This is a genomic window from Alicyclobacillus sp. SP_1, from assembly GCF_024706985.1.
In the GTDB taxonomy this organism is placed as follows: Bacteria; Bacillota; Bacilli; order Alicyclobacillales; family Alicyclobacillaceae; genus Alicyclobacillus_I.
Genome location: NZ_JAMCCX010000094.1, coordinates 27,116 through 43,725 on the forward strand (window position 1 = coordinate 27,116; position 16,610 = coordinate 43,725).

At 54.0% G+C, this 16,610-nt stretch carries 16 protein-coding genes; all 16 read right to left on the bottom strand.

Translation table 11 applies throughout. From position 1 onward, the window contains the following. Position 1: 1 nt before the first annotated feature. The gene (locus M4I36_RS15690) at positions 2-946 is read right to left on the bottom strand and encodes a ribose-phosphate diphosphokinase (RefSeq protein ID WP_258112700.1); all 945 of its coding nucleotides are present in this window, start codon (positions 944-946) and stop codon (positions 2-4) included. Further along, positions 936-2,348, bottom strand: a complete 1,413-nt coding sequence (gene glmU / locus M4I36_RS15695; protein ID WP_258112701.1) for a bifunctional UDP-N-acetylglucosamine diphosphorylase/glucosamine-1-phosphate N-acetyltransferase GlmU — start codon at positions 2,346-2,348, stop codon at positions 936-938. Before glmU ends, M4I36_RS15690 begins: the two co-directional genes overlap by 11 nt. A gap of 154 nt (positions 2,349-2,502) precedes the next feature. Beyond that, positions 2,503-2,781: a septation regulator SpoVG gene (spoVG, locus tag M4I36_RS15700; protein WP_258112702.1), complete on the bottom strand. Its 279-nt coding sequence runs from the start codon at positions 2,779-2,781 to the stop codon at positions 2,503-2,505. Between the two features lie 182 nt (positions 2,782-2,963). Then, positions 2,964-3,350 (bottom strand): RidA family protein, encoded by a 387-nt coding sequence (locus M4I36_RS15705; RefSeq protein WP_258112703.1) that lies wholly within the window; start codon positions 3,348-3,350, stop codon positions 2,964-2,966. 92 nt (positions 3,351-3,442) lie between these two features. Continuing rightward, complete coding sequence (gene purR, locus M4I36_RS15710; RefSeq protein ID WP_258112704.1) at positions 3,443-4,261, bottom strand: pur operon repressor; 819 nt, start codon at positions 4,259-4,261, stop codon at positions 3,443-3,445. Positions 4,262-4,275: 14 nt separating this feature from the next. Next, positions 4,276-5,148 (bottom strand): 4-(cytidine 5'-diphospho)-2-C-methyl-D-erythritol kinase, encoded by an 873-nt coding sequence (gene ispE / locus M4I36_RS15715; protein ID WP_308661341.1) that lies wholly within the window; start codon positions 5,146-5,148, stop codon positions 4,276-4,278. A gap of 97 nt (positions 5,149-5,245) precedes the next feature. Further along, positions 5,246-7,891 carry a cyanophycin synthetase gene (gene cphA / locus M4I36_RS15720; RefSeq protein WP_258112705.1) on the bottom strand — a complete coding sequence of 882 codons (2,646 nt, stop codon included), beginning with the start codon at positions 7,889-7,891 and terminating at the stop codon, positions 5,246-5,248. Next, positions 7,888-8,730 carry a cyanophycinase gene (locus M4I36_RS15725; protein ID WP_258112706.1) on the bottom strand — a complete coding sequence of 281 codons (843 nt, stop codon included), beginning with the start codon at positions 8,728-8,730 and terminating at the stop codon, positions 7,888-7,890. The genes cphA and M4I36_RS15725 overlap by 4 nt, the downstream gene beginning before the upstream one ends. Before the next feature lie 286 nt (positions 8,731-9,016). Continuing rightward, on the bottom strand, positions 9,017-9,280 hold the full coding sequence (gene veg / locus M4I36_RS15730) for a biofilm formation stimulator Veg (protein ID WP_258112707.1): 264 nt from the start codon (positions 9,278-9,280) through the stop codon (positions 9,017-9,019). A 124-nt stretch (positions 9,281-9,404) separates the two neighbouring features. Next, positions 9,405-10,268, bottom strand: a complete 864-nt coding sequence (gene yabG / locus M4I36_RS15735; RefSeq protein ID WP_258112708.1) for a sporulation peptidase YabG — start codon at positions 10,266-10,268, stop codon at positions 9,405-9,407. Between the two features lie 87 nt (positions 10,269-10,355). Further along, positions 10,356-10,868, bottom strand: a complete 513-nt coding sequence (locus M4I36_RS15740; protein ID WP_258112709.1) for a hypothetical protein — start codon at positions 10,866-10,868, stop codon at positions 10,356-10,358. A gap of 247 nt (positions 10,869-11,115) precedes the next feature. After that, positions 11,116-11,598 carry a ribonuclease H-like YkuK family protein gene (locus M4I36_RS15745; protein ID WP_258112710.1) on the bottom strand — a complete coding sequence of 161 codons (483 nt, stop codon included), beginning with the start codon at positions 11,596-11,598 and terminating at the stop codon, positions 11,116-11,118. A gap of 115 nt (positions 11,599-11,713) precedes the next feature. After that, entirely contained in the window at positions 11,714-12,571 is an 858-nt protein-coding gene (gene rsmA / locus M4I36_RS15750; RefSeq protein WP_258112711.1) for a 16S rRNA (adenine(1518)-N(6)/adenine(1519)-N(6))-dimethyltransferase RsmA, read from the bottom strand. A gap of 1 nt (position 12,572) precedes the next feature. Continuing rightward, positions 12,573-13,184, bottom strand: coding sequence for a ribonuclease M5 (locus M4I36_RS15755; protein WP_258112712.1), 612 nt, complete (start codon positions 13,182-13,184; stop codon positions 12,573-12,575). After that, entirely contained in the window at positions 13,177-13,965 is a 789-nt protein-coding gene (locus tag M4I36_RS15760) for a TatD family hydrolase (protein WP_258112713.1), read from the bottom strand. The genes M4I36_RS15755 and M4I36_RS15760 overlap by 8 nt, the downstream gene beginning before the upstream one ends. Then, entirely contained in the window at positions 13,962-16,001 is a 2,040-nt protein-coding gene (metG, locus tag M4I36_RS15765; protein WP_258112714.1) for a methionine--tRNA ligase, read from the bottom strand. The genes M4I36_RS15760 and metG overlap by 4 nt, the downstream gene beginning before the upstream one ends. Positions 16,002-16,610 lie beyond the last annotated feature (609 nt).

Genomic DNA, 16,610 nt, shown 5'->3' on the forward strand with positions numbered 1-16,610 from the left:
CCTAGTCAAACAGCTGCGAGATGGAGCGCTGCGTGTGAACGCGGATAATGGCTTCCGCAATCAATTCCGCGACAGAAAGAACCGTAATTTTCGCGATTTGTTTATGTTTCGGCAACTCAATGGTATTCGTGACCACCACTTCTTCAATCACTGAGTTTTCCAGGCGTTCAACACCGTCGGCGGACAGCACCGGATGGATGCAAGACGCATAGACCGCTTTCGCACCACGCTCCATCAATGCCTTCGCGCCCAAGGTAATCGTTCCTGCTGTGTCAATCATGTCGTCAATCAAAATCGCAGTTCGTCCCTTGATTTCTCCAATAATATTCATGACTTCAGCCACATTGGCTTCAGGACGGCGCTTGTCAATAATGGCAATCGGGGCACCGAGTCGCTCGGCAAAAGCTCGCGCTCTCGTAACACCTCCCATATCTGGGGAAACCACCACCGGATCGGGCAGGTCCTTGTCCACAAAATACTTAGACAAAATCGGCATACCCACCAAATGATCCAACGGAATATCAAAGAAACCCTGAATTTGCGCGGCGTGCAAGTCCATGCAAATGACGCGATTGGCTCCTGCTGTCTCCAAGAGATTGGCCACCAGCTTGGCTGTAATCGGGTCTCGAGCACGCGACTTGCGTTCTTGTCGCGCATATCCATAGTACGGGATGACAACGTTGACGGTCCGAGCGGACGCACGTTTCACAGCGTCCACCAACACAAGAAGTTCCATCAGGTTCTCATTGACCGGGGCGGAAGTAGGCTGGATGATGAACACATTACTTCCACGCACGCTCTCCGCAAGTTTGATTTGAATTTCGCCGTCTTTGAAGCGCCCGACCTCGCAAGCCGCCAACGGTACTCCGACATATTCGGAAATTTCCTGCGCCAAACGGAGATTGGCGTTTCCCGTCACGATTTTGAGATCGCCGTCAAAACTCATCTTGAGATTCCCTCCCTGCGGAGCCCGCACTCTGCCTCTTCAATTTCCATCTTTTAACATATTGCTCCTTTGTGACCTGATGTGCTCTGCCAATCGCAAAGGCATCGTCTGGTACTTCGTTTGTAATCGTCGACCCAGCGCAAACATAGGCTCCACGCCCCACCCGGACTGGTGCGATGAGGTTCGAATTCGACCCGATAAAGCTGTCATCTCCTACTTCCGTGCGATATTTCTTTTCTCCATCGTAGTTGACCGTGATAACTCCACAGCCAATATTCACTCGTTCGCCTACATACGCATCGCCTAGATAAGCCAGGTGACTGACCTTTGAGTCTTTTCCCAAGTGTGTATTCTTAATCTCGACGAAATCGCCTACTTTTGCATGTTCTCCAATGGTCGATCCCGGCCGGATATAGGCAAATGGTCCTACGGATGCATGCTCTCCAACCACACTTTGCAACACGACGCTGTATTGAATCGTAGCGTTGTCATGCACTGTGGCATCCAGGAGTCGGCTGTTTGGACCAACGATGCACTGTTCACCGATGCTGGTCTTGCCCTCGAGATGGGTGGCCGGGTAGAGAACCGTATCGCGACCAATCGTCACATCCGCGCCAACGTAGGTCGATTCAGGATGCAGCATGGTCACCCCACTCTGCATAAGTTCTCGATTTCGAGCAGCTTGGGCTAATTTTTCGACCTGCGCCAGCTGAACTCGGTCGTTGACACTTGCAATCTCGTCTGAATTTGCAATCTCTGAGGCCACCACACGTAGCCCTTGTTGCTTCAGAAGTGGTAGTACATCCGTCAGATAGTATTCTTTTTGCGCATTACTCGGCGTCAACTTTTTACAGGCTTGACCGAGCGACCGTGTATCAAATGCATAAATTCCGGTATTGATGCAATGATTTTCGCGTTCTTCTGGCGAGGCATCTCTTTCCTCGACAATTTTCTCCACAGAGCCCCCTGCATCGACAAATACACGCCCTAGACCCGTTGGATTCTCTACGCGCGCAGTCAACACCACCCCTGCCGCTGCCGTCTCCGACTGTACGTCTAATAGCGCCTGGATGGTCGTAGCTTGAATGAGCGGGGCATCTCCATAAAGGACGACGGTCGACTTTGAATCCGCTTTCACAAGTGGAAGTGCCGCCAAGACTGCATGTCCGGTGCCTAACTGCTCCTCCTGAATAGCATATTCGACAGATGTCCCCACGACTTCCATCACTTGCTCTCGATGTTGCCCGACCACCACGATAATCTGCTGAATGTCTACTTTCATCAACTGATGTAAAATGTGTAAAATCATCGGTTTCCCGAGAATTGGATGAAGGACTTTGTGCAGCGAAGACTTCATCCGCGTCCCGAGTCCGCCAGCTAATATGATAGCAGTGCGGCCCACGCCCCAGCCTCCTTCATGTGCATGCCCTCAAGTGTACAGGAAGGGGTAAACTAATTTCAATTTTTATCGGCACCGTTGCAAAAATGCCACATTTCCAAAACACAAAACACAGCCCTGACCAGCGTTCAAAGTCAGGGCTTCTATGTCTTCTGTGTCACGCACTCGGCTCTTCCACCGTCACGCCTGTCCGGTAGTATTCTTCAAGCACAGCTTGCTGTATTTTTTCTCTAGTGCCTGAAGAAATGGGGTGTGCAATGTCTCGAAACTCTCCATCGGGCGTCTTTTTGCTTGGCATTGCTACGAACATCCCATGATTGCCATCGATGACTCGAATATCATGAACCACAAATTCGTTGTCAAAGGTAATGGACGCGATGGCCTTCATGCGACCCTCGCTGTCCACCTTGCGCAGACGGACATCTGTGATTTGCATCGAGATTCACCACCCTTTTACCGAAAGAAACGCATCCCCATGCAAGCTTGCAATTCTACAAGGTATTGGTGGTTTCCTGCTTTCCCGTCAAAATTTTTTCATAATTGCTCATCACGACTATCGGAACCACTGACTTTCGGCAATTCCTGGTGATTTCCGGCCCAAGACGGCGAATTCATGAGCTAGTTTTCATTCACTGCGTGATAAGCCATGACCTCGATTTCAATCTGCGCTCCGCGTGGCAGCGCCGCCACCTGGACGGTCGAGCGAGCTGGACGGTGGTCGCCGAAGAACTCCGCATAGAACTCATTGACTTCCGCGAAATGTGCCAAGTTGGTCATAAAAATAGTCGTCTTCACCACCTCGTTCCGGCCATATCCGGCTTCCTTTAAGATGGCATCCAGATTCTCCAATACTTGCTTCGTCTCCGTAGCGATATCCCCCTGCATAAACGTCCCATCCGGACTGAGTGGAATTTGTCCGGAAGTGTAGAGAAACGGCCCTACCGCTACAGCTTGTGCATACGGACCAATGGCTGCGGGCGCAGACGTCGTCGAAATTTGTTTCATAGTCAATTCCTCCCGATGAATAAATGTAAGACCCATGCATTTACAATAAGTAGATTTTAAAGCAACTTTGCTCACTGAACGTTAAAACTTGTCTAACGCGCTGTGGTCTCTCCCGGCAGAGAGGGTCTCAAGGTTATCTCGCCGCGCTCTGGATGATGTTGCAGAAGAAGAAGTGCCGTGTAATCTGACACCAGTTTGACCTGTGGCTCCTCTGTGGCCACAAAGACAGCGGACCCAACCACCGCCACGTTGAACTCGGCGAGCAGAGCAGAGACTCCCTGCACGGTGGCTCCAGCCTGCATAAAGTCGTCCACAATCAGTGCTTTGGCCTGGTCTGGCAAAGCGCGCTTGGAGACATACATAGTTTCAATACGGCGCAGCGAGCCAGACACATAGTGCATCGAGAGCGCCGGGCCTTCCGTGACTTTGTGCTCACGGCGTACGATGACCACAGGCACATCCAGGTAGCGGGCGGTCGCCACTGCAATCGGGATTCCCTTCGTCTCAACTGTCACAACGACATTGGGGGCGGTGCGCGCATAGCCGGAAGCGATGATTCTGCCAATACTATCGAGCACGTCGGGTTGCCCTAGCACATCGGACATATACACATAGCCGCCTGGCAGGAGGCGCGATGCATTCGATAGCGTATTCGCCACGCGCTCTAAAAAAGCCTGCCTCTCATGGGGAGGAACGCCAACACAATAGCGAATTCCCCCACCTGCACCCGCAAGACTTTCAATCGTTCCCGCGCCCGTCGTTTCGAGAAAATGCCGGACGATGGCGACATCTTCACTCAAAGACGACTTGGCCGCACCCAAACCCTCAGCCAATTCCGTCAAAGAGACAACGTGTTGAGGTTTGTCCAGAAGTCGCTTCGCAATCGCCAGAACACGTTCCGTGCGCTGCATGGCTACGCCTCCCCTCAATGAAACTCTTCTGCCTGCAAGAGGCGCACCAGATGAACATCCTTTGCAAAGCCGCGAAAGGCATTGTAAATCCGCTGACCTGACGCCTGTGTGGGTGCGAGCACGAAGAGCGTTGGCCCGCTTCCGGACATAAAGACTCGGCTCCCACAGACCTGCTCCATGCGTTGCTTGAGGACAGCAACTTCCGGGTACATCTCTAAAGTAACTGGCTGGAGCCCATTGAAGAATCGCCGCTCAACCAAGGAGATGTCGCCTAACTGTAGCGCTTCGACCATCGCATCACTGGTAGGCACAGAGCTGTAGCGGGCAGGGGTCAACGCCTGATAGACATCTGCCGTCGACACAAACAGCGGCGGCTTGAGCAGCACTACCCAGCCCCGAAGTCCATGAGTCACACGTGTCAATTGCTCTCCACGCCCACGCGCTACGGCACAACCGCCGTAGACACAAAACGGCACGTCTGAACCCACTTCAGCGCCAAGCGTGGCGAGGTCCTCCATGGACAAGCCGACCTGATAGAGCCGATTTAATCCGCGCAGAACGGCTGCTGCATCAGACGACCCACCAGCCAGACCCGCAGCTACAGGAATATGCTTGTCTAGGTGAATGTGCACTCCGCCCAGGTGAATGTCTGTCTTCCGGAAAAACACTTGCGCCGCCGCAACCGCAAGATTTCTGCCATCAAGCGGGATGTTCGTTGCAGCCGATTCCATGACAATGCGCTGGTCCTCTCCATCGAGTCTCTCCAGCCAAATCTGGTCGGACAAATCGACCGATTGGAGCACCATGTCCACTTCGTGGTAGCCGTCGGAGCGCCGACCTAGTACATCCAATGTTAAGTTAATCTTCGCATAGGCTTGTTCCAACACCAACAGCCCCACCTCGTCGCCCTATAGAATGCGACGTGATGGGGTGCAAGTCAAGCGTGCAGGGAACCCCGCACACCTTGCCTACGGTTCGTTCGTGTTATAGTACCACGTACTGTGGTTGTGAGAGAGGCATTTCGACCGTCTCTACTGGAACTGCACCCACTGCAAGCAAGTGCTCCACAAGTGGTTCACGATGCTCGTAGAAAACAACCACCATATCCTGAGCCGTACACTCCGAGACAGCACTTCGAAATGCGCTCAGTTCATCGAGCACCACTTGACACGACCGGTCTGGGCGACGCTCTTGAATGCGATGGGCCAAAAGGCGCGCGATTTCACCATCGGCTCTACCGCGTTTGTCCTCATCTTCTTTGACAATGATACGGTGGAAGATGTTCGACAAAGCATCGGCGGAAGCCATCACCACTTCATTGGCACGGTCTCCCGGCACACCGACCACGCCGATGAGCCGTCGGACCGGGAGCGTCTTGAGCCAGTCGCCAATCGACGCAAATCCGGCTGGGTTATGCCCGTAGTCCAACAGCACGTGTCCACCGTTTTGAAGTCGATAGAGCATGACTCGACCCGCATTGTGACGCGGTTCGAAAGCGCAAAGCGCAGTTGCAACGCGTTCTCGAGACAAGCCGAGCGCTCGCAACGCCGCCACGGCCGCCAATACGTTCTCCACCTGGAACAGAGCCTTCCCTCCCAGTGTGATGGGAACATCGGCAATCGGCAGAAACGCTCGCTCAAAACTCCCCATAGCTTCGACTACAAATCCTCGGTCCACGTAATACGACCAGCCGCCGAGCGCAGCATGCCGCATGATATCGCGATTGGCGTCACTGGCTGAGAAGAGGATGATGCGACTATTGAGCCGCTGCTGAAGTTCCAGAAGTTCTTTACAATCCGCGTTAAGCACCACATAGCCCGTTGGTTTGACGCACTCTGCGACGAGTGACTTGACACGGACCAAATCCGCAATCGTATCCACCCCGTCTTGTCCGAGATGATCCCCGCTGATATTCGTCAGCACCGCGACATCCGCATAATCATAGGCTAATCCCCCGCGGCAAATACCACCTCGGGCCGTTTCCAGGACGGCCACGTCGACGGTCGGATCGGACAATACCACACGCGCACTTTGCGGACCCGTTGTGTCTCCGGACAATATCAACGAGTCGCCCACATAGACGCCTTCTGTGGTCGTCATCCCGACCGTGTGTCCCTGCTCTCGCAAACCGTGCGCTATTAACCGGGTGGTTGTGGTCTTACCGTTCGTCCCCGTGATGGACACAATCGGAATTCTCCCCGTTGCGTCATTCGGATATAGAGCGTCCACGATAGCCTTGGCCACGCGTCGACGATGGCCGAACGACGGGTGCTCGTGCATGCGGATGCCCGGTGCTGCATTGACCTCAATGACCACTGCACCCCCCACAACTTGGGCGCTGAACGGGTGCTCGATGACGAGATCGATACCACAGACATCGAGACCAATGGCCCTAGCCGCTCGCTCGGCCAATTGCGCATACACTGGGTGCAACTTGTCGGTCACATCTTCGGCCTCGCCACCCGTGGACAGGTTGGCACTGTCTCGCAACACCACCGCTTCGAGAGGAGCAGGGACGCTGTCTAAAGTCAAACCGTGCTTGTCCAACGTTGCGAGGACAATTTCATCGATGTGAATTTTCGTGAGTGGACATTCGTGGTCCACGCCGCGAAGTGGGCTGGCGTTGGTGGCATCCACCAATTGTCGGATGGTCTTCTCTCCGTCGCCGACCACCGTGGCGGGCATGCGCAGCGCCGCCGCGACTAGGTTTCCGCCAACGCAGAGCGCACGAATATTTTGGCCCCGTTTGTATTCCTCGATGACTACGCCTGTTCCGTATCGGCAGGCAATTCGAAACGCCTCTACCACTTCCAACTCGGTCGCAAGACAGAGCGACACGCCGCGGCCCTGATTGCCAAACCGCGGCTTGGCAACCACCGGTGCCCCGATACCTCGAAACTCCCGCAGTGCCTCCTCTTCCGTATAGGCAACTCCACCTCGCGGAACGGGGATGGCCGCTTCCGCCAACACCAGTTTCGTCTGCTCTTTGTCGCACGCCAGGTCCAGAGCGACAGCTGAACTGGCGTCCGTCAAGGTAGCTTCCAAGCGCTTACGATGGCGGCCGTATCCCAACTCCAGTACGCTGCCAGTCCCCAGCCTGCGTACCGGAATGTCACGCTCTTTACAAGCCTCGACGATGGCCTTCGTGCTCGGCCCCAACTCCGTCTCGCGAAAGATGTCGCGAGCCTCGGCGAGAATAGGGTCAATCTCGACCGATCCGTTGTCAACCAAAGTCTTCACGACATCTACCGCGGCAGAGAGCAGGTAACGCTGCGTTTCGTAGGCTTTGCACTCCATAACGATGTCGTAAATACCCACATCTTCCGCCAGCATGGTCTTTCCATAGTGCACATCCAAGTCGAGATAGGTGCACAGTTCTATGGCCACATGTTCCACAATGTGTCCGAAATACGTGCCACCGTGCAGACGTTCGACAAATCCACCCGGTCTGCCCTTTGCACAATGATGGTCTGACAGACCCGGCAGCACCTGCAACAATCGACTCGAAAATCCTTCATAGTCCGAACTCTCTCGCCCCGTATATTCTTCCAAATGAATTTTCGCCATCAAAATCGGCTTGTACAAAAATACATTCGGGCCATCTATATGGCGCACCGAGACTATTCTCATTTCGACAGCTCCTTGTCGACACTCTTCTCCCACTCTGACCAGTCGGTAATGGCGGATCGCGTTCTCATGTGAAATCCATACCCCTCCGGTAGAATGTGCAAACGGACGCCACACAAGGCAAGTGACTCATCCCGATGTGCCGTCTCCAAATTACTGTGCGACAGTGCCCCGGCGTCCACAATGGACACTGCTCCGCGTCCGAGCACGCGCAGAACGCCATGATGGACGGAGATGGCCGTGTCCTCGTCAATGCCTAGCCCCAGATGATGCGGATATTGAGCAACTGCTGATAACAGTCGGCCTAAGCGACCACGCTCTGCAAAGTGCTGGTCCACCACTACACCATCTAAAAATTCCATGCCCGGAGCCATATCCACAATAGAGATGCGTGGACTGGTCTCTGCCTCCCCGTCAACAATCATGGTACTCGACATCATCGAGGCCCCCGCGCTGGTGCCAGCAAGCGGTATACCTGCCGCATGGACAGTGTGCAACAGAGAGTCCACTCGCGTTCCTCCAAGTAGCTTCGTAATTCGTAACTGGTCTCCGCCTGTGAAAAAAATGCATGTCGCAGAACGCACAAGATCGACTGCGCTGTCGCGATTAGCGTCCTCGCGGCAAGAGACGTCAAACGTTCGTACATCCGCTGCACCGAGACGCTGAAACACCTCCATGTATTCCGCTCCCACTTCAATGGGCAGTTCCGTGGCAACGGTCATCACCAGAACTTTTGCGTGCTTGTCTCCACCAAGTTCGAGAAAATGCCGCAGAATTTTGCAGTCTCCACGTTTATCTTCCGCGCCACCCACGATCACAAGGGGACCCGCCTGCCCTGTCACCGACTTCCCTCCTCCCGCGCCGACAAATACGCCACACGCGATTGCCGTAACGCGGCCAGATCGTCTTTTAGCGCTATCCAACTCCAAAGCAGGAAACTTCAGAACTAGATAACAGCCCTAGGCTTTACGACGAGCCGAATAGATATACGCAGACAACAAAAAGCCCCACACTAGGGTGAGGTCTTCTCCACTCAAATTGCTATTAATCATCTATATACGCATTCCGACTTGAATTTATCTTTACTTCTTCATGACCTCGTACCTTTCACTCCAACGACTGCATACGCTACATGACATGCGTGTTTTCATCGTCTTTGCACCATACGAGTTCCACTGTCTCCGTCAGCACGTCCGCATAGCTGTATGACACTCGCTTAAACGAACCATCCGGGGGGTCAAGCTTGACTACAAAAACTGAAGGATACGTCTCTTCCAGAACGCCAAAACGCTCTACCGTCTTTCTGCGCCCTCCATTGGCTCGCAAGAGAACACGCTCACCAATGAGACCTTCCAAATTTCTCTTAATATCGTGGAGCGCATTTTTCGCCAACACACACCACCTCTTTCCTGCTTTAGTATATCACGCGGAAAGAGGCCTGTCAATGTAGCCGATTATTATAGCAACGCATCAAATTCGTTGTCAATGGATATATTAACACGATTTCCTCAAATGTTCATCCGTAAAACGATTTCGGCAGGCCGAGACGATACTTTCCTCGCGATTCCAGCCCGCCAACACCGTCCGTACCCGTGTAAGTCGCTTTCACCACGTCGTACAGGTTGACCGTTTCATGAATCGGCGTAAACGCAATTTTCTCCGCGATAAAGACCGGATCGAGAGCATGAATCATGATGCGCTGCGGAGAACTAGCAAAGTTGGCCCCCGCTTCGATAATACCTTCAAAGTGACTTTGACACGCTCCGGCAATAATGACTAAGTCATCTAAGTTTCGAATTTTCTTTCGTGCATTGGCTACCGTTCGGATAAAGTTTTGGGAATTGCGGTAGTTCTGTACATCTGCCAAATCTTTTCCTTTGCGAATGACGCCATCATGCCCTGTGACGATGAGGATATCTGGACTGTATTTGTCCAACAGCGTTGCGACCGCCTCGGGCATCTTTGCCTCTGCAATGTGTTCCCCGACCGCCCGGACCCCAAGTTCTTTGTACATATTGAGACATTTTTGAAGATATGTCCCATCGCCATCCAGGTGCAGAACTCGTCCGGGCCGCTCAAAAAAATCCGGATTGGACTGATAGCGCACTTCACGCCTCAGCGATCTCTTTTCATGTTCCACCGCCCGCCGCGAACGAATGAGTCGCAAACTCTCTCCCTCGGATTGACTTCGCTGAACCTCGAATTCGCGTTTCTCTTCTTCCGACATTTCCTCCAAATCAGCGAACGGCGCATCGGCCATCAAGCGCACATCCAGACCTTTGAGAATGGCTGTCTCCGTCTCTTCATCGACTTCCACCACCTGAAAGCAGACGTCCTTTCCGTAAGACTGTCGCACGACCATATCGCCAGCCTTCCACATAAGCACTCCTCCCCGCCCATTTTCGTACTCTAGCCTATGCACACACGCACAACTTGTGCCGCCATCCAGAGGCCAGTGGGGCCATTTCTACCGGAGGAGTGAACGGCCGTGGCCTTCAGCATCATCCCTGCTCAAAACGAAGCGCAAAGTATCGCCAACGTTCTCCGCCAACTGCACCGCGCCGGCATCCGCCAGCACGTGCTGATAGCCAACGGATGCTCGGACCATACCGCTCAAGTGGCGCGCCAGACTGTCGCGTGCACGGCAGACGCGCTCTGCATCGTAGAGTGCCAAGCGCTCGGCTTGGACATCCCGCGCGCAGTTGGTTTGATGGCAGGGCTGCGCTGGCATCCGGATGCGGATGGCGCCGTGTTCATCGACGGAGACTTGCGCGGCAGTTTCGGTCCGCACCTGGAAGAGTTTCTGCGCTACGCGCAATCGACCGACGTCTGTTGGTGTCAACAAGAAAGTCACGCCCCAAACAGGTTCCTCCCCATCTCCGAGCCCGGATTGACCACCCTCTCGCCACACGCCAAACGCTTCTGGCAATTCGCGGCGTTCGCACGCGTACCGCTTTGGATATCGAAACGATCGGTCCACGCAGTCCACCCACTCTGGGTACAAAGTCCCGGCGAGTGGTTGGCGCAAACGCTATTGAGAACGTCCTTGCGACTGGAACTTTACCCGACTAAGTCACTTCTGTGGTTGGGCCATCCGAGCGGATCGTACATTGAGCATAAGAGTCGAGAGACTCACTTGGCGGCTGAAGCCCGTCTCTGCTGGAAAAGACTACACAGCGGGGTCTGGGAGGAGAAAGGTCGATGGGCAATGCCTCGACCGTGGGACGTCAGGATTTCGTATATCGATCCGCCACCTTAGAAGCACCATAGGCGTCCGGTTTGATGTGAGCTTCATAGCCGCTCGACGTAATCCAGGCGACAATTTCGCGAATCAATTGGTGCGTCGCACCGCGCTCGCCGATGTCCAAATGCACTTCAACATGCAATCGGTCGTCGGCCGTGGGAAACTCTTCTGACAACATTCCACCCACTTGAAGGGAATACGATGCCTCAGTGAACATTCTTTGGCGAAGCGAGTACATATGAGGCACTTGTTCTCGATGAATGTAGTATCGCGCCCCTTTTCCCACATGATGAAGAATGACCGCCGTGACAAAGGTGACCGTCTTCAGCTGGGGCTTAGGTTGCGAATCCGATCCGATAATCAACCGAAAATCATCTTCAGGATATTGCCGAACGGTTCTCTTCATATCTTCGGACAACTCAGATAAAGTCATCATTCCCTGTGAAGGGCTCTGAAACATCCACATTCTGTATCACTCTCCCACAGCTGAAACGCATTCTAGCGTGTGCTGAACCATTGCCTGGTGAAAAGGAGCAGTCTCAGAACTTGCGCCGACCAAAGGACAGACGATGTACGATGTTTTACGACTTCCACGTTGCAAAGATATTGGCTAGTTGTACAAACTCTTCGAGCGAGAGTGTTTCTCCACGCCGTTGTGGGGAAATGTGCGCTTGTTCGAGCATTTCCCGAACGTGCTCCTTACTCCAACCAAGACCGGCCGCCAACGCATTTTCTAGAGTCTTCCGGCGTGTGCCAAACGCGGAGCGAACGACTTTGACGAAAGAAAGCTCGCTGTCTGCGCGGACGGGGGTCATTTTCTGACAGTTCAAGTGTACCACAGTGGAATGAACAGAGGGAGGTGGCATAAAACAATGGGGCGCAATGTCCGCGACCAGCCGCACATCCGCATGGTATTGAACGGTAACTGACAGTACTCCGTAGTCCTTGCCGCCGGGACGAGCGACCATGCGAGTGGCGACTTCTTTCTGAACCAAAACCACAATATCAGAGATAGGCGTCTTCGCCTCAAGAACGTGAAACAGAATCGGGGTAGTGACGTAATAAGGGAGATTGGCGAGAAGAACAATCCGCTGAAAGCCACCTAGTTCGTCATGGATGAGCGCCTCCATCGGTTCGTCCAAGATGTCGGCGAAGCGCAAGCGAATGTTGTCCCAAGGAGCGAGCGACTCTTCCAGCAGAGGACGCAAGGACACATCTTTCTCCACCGCGACAACGCGACCTGCTCGTTTCGCCAACTCTGCAGTCAGCACCCCCGCGCCCGGCCCGATTTCCAGAACTCCCGTTTGTCGGTCCAACGTGACCGCCTGGACAATCTCTTGCAGCGCGTGACCATCGACCAAAAAATTCTGCCCGTAGCCCTTTTTCAGGGTTACCCCGTGCTTCATCAACAGGGCCCGCAGCACCGTCGGCTTGACCATCTCAAGGTTTTCCGAGACGTTCCTCCCCTTTCCCCAAAGCAATCCGGCAAGCTCGTTCCCACTCTGCACGTGGCACATGCAACGCGTTCAACTTGTGAACGAATGCCTTCGCGTTCCCATAGCCCAAGCCAAGCAGTTCCCCGACTTGCCGGCGCCGCTTTGCCGCTTCGCCGTGCGCAGTGAGTCCGACCGCAACGAGATCCGCCAACGTATATTCTGGCTCGTTGCGCCCCTCAGGAGCCACGGCAAAGCCGTGCGTCCGCACTTCCGACAGAGCTCTCTGCACCGCCGCCACGGACGCATGCTCCACACCAACGTGACCGCCAGAGAGCGCCTCCGCCTTCGTCACATAGGCGTGCATGCAGCCGGGTACCAAGGCATCCAAACGGCGGCGAATGTGTTCGCCTGGCCCATCGGGATCGGTCAACACAATCACGCCTCGAGTCGCTTCAGCTCGCCGCAGTTCCGCCACTGTGCGGTGGCTAATTCGGTCGCCACCAAGGACCCATACATCCGCATCGACAGCGGCTTTCACTTTCTGCAAGTCGTGCAATCCTTCGACCACCACGAGTGGGCGCAAAACCAACCTTGCGCTGCCTGCTGAATCAACCACGCGAACTCTCCTCTGCTTTCTGGAAAAGTCGCAGTGCGTTCGCATACGTCTGTTCTGCCAGTGCTTCCACTTCAACACCGCGCAGCTGTGCCAACTGTTCTGCAACAAGCCGAACCATCGCGGGTTCATTCCGGGTGCCGCGATGGGGATGCGGAGTCAGGTACGGAGAGTCTGTCTCCACGAGTAACCATTCACTTGGGACGTGTGCCGCTACCGCATGCACGTTGCGGGCATTTTTGAAGGTCACTGGCCCGCCAAAGGAAAGAAACAGTCCCATTTGAATACACTCTTCTGCGGTTTCCAGGCTACCCGTGAAACAGTGCATGACGCCACCCACGCGACCCACATTCTCCCTTCTCAAGATGTTCAGAACATCCGCAGTCGACTCGCGATTGTGGACGATGACGGGCAAATGCATCTCTGTGGCGAGTTGGATTTGGCGCGCAAACACGTCGTGTTGAACTGGCCGCGGCGCCGTATCCCAGTGATAGTCCAGTCCAATCTCACCAATCGCCACCACCTTCGGATGCAGAGAGAGTCGGGCGACCGTCGCAAATTCCTGTTCGCCTGCAGAGAGTGCCGATTCGGGGTGAATACCGACGGCTGCGAAGAGCGAAGGATGTCGCTCCGCCAATCGCACTGCCAACTCGGAACTCGCCGCATCCACTCCGGGGATGACCATGGACTGCACGCCCGCAGCCATGGCCCTTGCCAAGACTTCTTCGAGGTCGCTCTGAAATGCCTCGTCCACTAAGTGGCAATGTGTGTCGAACAGCTTCATCGCACGACACTCCCATTCGGCATGTCACTCGGGACCGTCACGAGTTCTAATCGCTCCCCCTCGGATGCGGCCAAAATCATTCCATTCGACTCTACGCCCCGCAGTTTGACGGGTTTAAGATTGACGACCACAATCACTTTTCTGCCAATGAGAGCTTCAGGCGTGAAATGCTTCGCAATTCCGGAGACAACTTGTCGAATTTCACTGCCTAGATGGACTTGCAGTTGCAACAGTTTGTCTGCCTTTTCTACCTTTGCCGCACTGACAATTTCGCCAACCCGGAGTTCTACCGCCGCGAATGTATCCATTCCAATCGTCGCAATGCCCGGTATGTCCGACGACACGGCTGCGTTGTTGGCCGATCCGCTCGTTTCCTTGACAACTTCCGTGCTGGCCGTTCTGTTGGCAGTTGGCTTCGGTTCGCCATCCGAAGGTGCTTCCTTCAACGGACCGCCCGTTAGAGCAGTCAACGCCTCCACCTCTTCCTTGATGTCAAGGCGAGGAAAAATAGGACCCGCTTCCACGACAGTATTGCCCCTGGAATGGAGGGCAAAGTCATGCGCGGCGGCCCATGCAAAGGCTTCGTCTGACCAGCCAAATTGCGCTCGCACCGCCCGCGGGAAATCCGTCATAAAGGGTTGTAAGAGGATGGTGATGACCCGAATGGCTTCAACCATTTGATGCAAGACGATGTGCAGTCGCACTTCGTCTCCCGTACGGTGCAACGCCCATGGGGCCGCTTCGTCGATATACTTGTTAGCCCGTCTGACGAGCGTCCAAATGGCACTGAGAGCCATCGAGAACTCTAATTTCTCGAGATGCTCTTCGACCGCATGGATAGTGCTGCGAGCGAGGTTGGACAAGTCTTCGTCCAGCGGCGAAGGAGCCTCCTCCGATGGATTCGGCACAACTCCACCCGAAAACTTGTGGAGCATGGCCACTGTGCGGTGAACCAAGTTGCCAAGGTCATTCGCGAGATCGAAATTCAGTCGCTCTATCAATGCTTCCGGCGTAAAAACGCCATCCTGACCAAAGGGAACATCGCGCAGCAGAAAGTAGCGAATGGCATCTCGTCCATAGCGCTCAATCAACACATTCGGGTCAATGACATTGCCTTTCGACTTGCTCATTTTCCCATCTTTCATGAGCAACCATCCATGCGCGTATACTTTGTGCGGCAGCGGAAGACCGAGCGCCATCAAGAAAATGGGCCAATAAATGGTGTGAAAACGGACAATTTCTTTGCCGACTAGGTGAACGTTTGCCGGCCAAAACTGCTCAAATGTCGCCTGCTCTTCCGGTTTATCGCTGCCGTATCCAATCGCAGTAATGTAGTTGGTCAATGCATCAAGCCAGACGTAGACCACATGTTTTGGATTGCTCTTGACGTGGATTCCCCAATGAAAGGAGGTCCGAGAAACGCACAAATCTTGCAAGCCGGGCTTGATGAAATTGTTAATCATCTCCTGCTTTCGCGACTCGGGTTGAATGAAGTCGGGATGTTGCTCGTAAAACTCCAGTAACTGGTCTACGTATTTGCTCATCCGAAAAAAGTAACTCTCTTCTTTGGTGAATTCTACTTCGCGGTGGCAGTCCGGGCATTTTCCATCCACCAACTCGCGCTCTAACCAAAACGATTCGCACGGAGTGCAATACCATCCTTCGTAGTCGGATAGATAGATGTCTCCTTGACGAATGAGGCGCTCAAACAACGCTTGAACGACCACCGTATGCCGTATTTCCGTCGTGCGAATAAAGCGGTCATAGGAAATGTCGAGACGTTCCCACAACTGCATAATCCAATCGATAATTCCTTGGAGAAACTCCAACGGTTCCTGACCCGCTTGCTCGGCGCTCGCTTGAATCTTTTGCCCATGTTCGTCTGTCCCGGTAAGAAACATCACGTCGAATCCACTGAGACGCTTGTAACGGGCCAGTGCATCCGCAGCCACGGTTGTATATGCATGGCCAATGTGAAGCTTGTTGCTCGGGTAATAAATCGGTGTAGTCACATAGAAAGTTTGTTTCGACGTCATCGCCCTATCCCTCTCTCCGTGAATGCGCAAAATAGATGTCAAAATGAGCGTTCAAAATGCGAGAAACAAAAAACTCACCCCTCCAAGTGTTGGGGCGAGCTCTGTCGCGGTACCACCCAAATTCGCATTGTCAAGCACCTGTTACAGCACCAGACCATGCCTTCGGCGAGCGTCGTTCGACGCTCTCTTCGATAACGGGAAGACCCGCACGAGCCTCGTGCACTGCGACCGGATACATCGCCCTACACTCGACCCGCAGCCTCCGAAACCATACTCCCCAATCGCTTGAACATCGGCTTCCACCATCCCGACTCGCTGTAGATCCGCGCCTTGGGTACCATTTCTTCACGGGCAGTCTGAAGTTTTCAAAGACACACTGAACACTTTGTCACGACCCATTTCGCTCGACAGCCCGAGTGTACCGAATTCTCTCGATGGAGTCAACGCGCCGCGACAGTGCCAATCGCTCAGCAGTTGCACTCTCCGTCCGGGTCGTCGAGTACGCCTATCGTTCTGCTCCATCCGAAATCATTGAGACAAAGTACACGCCTTGCCACCGGTGTCGAAAAATATTGCACGAAATACGTACCTCAGAGTTCCAACGCATAT

Coding starts and splice junctions, on each gene's coding strand:
- M4I36_RS15690 (WP_258112700.1), bottom strand. CDS start 946: ATGAGTTTTGACGGCGATCTCAAAATCGTGACGGGAAACGCCAATCTC.
- spoVG (WP_258112702.1), bottom strand. CDS start 2,781: ATGCAAATCACAGATGTCCGTCTGCGCAAGGTGGACAGCGAGGGTCGC.
- M4I36_RS15705 (WP_258112703.1), bottom strand. CDS start 3,350: ATGAAACAAATTTCGACGACGTCTGCGCCCGCAGCCATTGGTCCGTAT.
- purR (WP_258112704.1), bottom strand. CDS start 4,261: ATGCAGCGCACGGAACGTGTTCTGGCGATTGCGAAGCGACTTCTGGAC.
- cphA (WP_258112705.1), bottom strand. CDS start 7,891: ATGAGAATAGTCTCGGTGCGCCATATAGATGGCCCGAATGTATTTTTG.
- yabG (WP_258112708.1), bottom strand. CDS start 10,268: ATGTGGAAGGCTGGCGATATGGTCGTGCGACAGTCTTACGGAAAGGAC.
- M4I36_RS15745 (WP_258112710.1), bottom strand. CDS start 11,598: ATGTGGATGTTTCAGAGCCCTTCACAGGGAATGATGACTTTATCTGAG.
- rsmA (WP_258112711.1), bottom strand. CDS start 12,571: ATGGTCAAGCCGACGGTGCTGCGGGCCCTGTTGATGAAGCACGGGGTA.
- M4I36_RS15760 (WP_258112713.1), bottom strand. CDS start 13,965: ATGAAGCTGTTCGACACACATTGCCACTTAGTGGACGAGGCATTTCAG.
- metG (WP_258112714.1), bottom strand. CDS start 16,001: ATGACGTCGAAACAAACTTTCTATGTGACTACACCGATTTATTACCCG.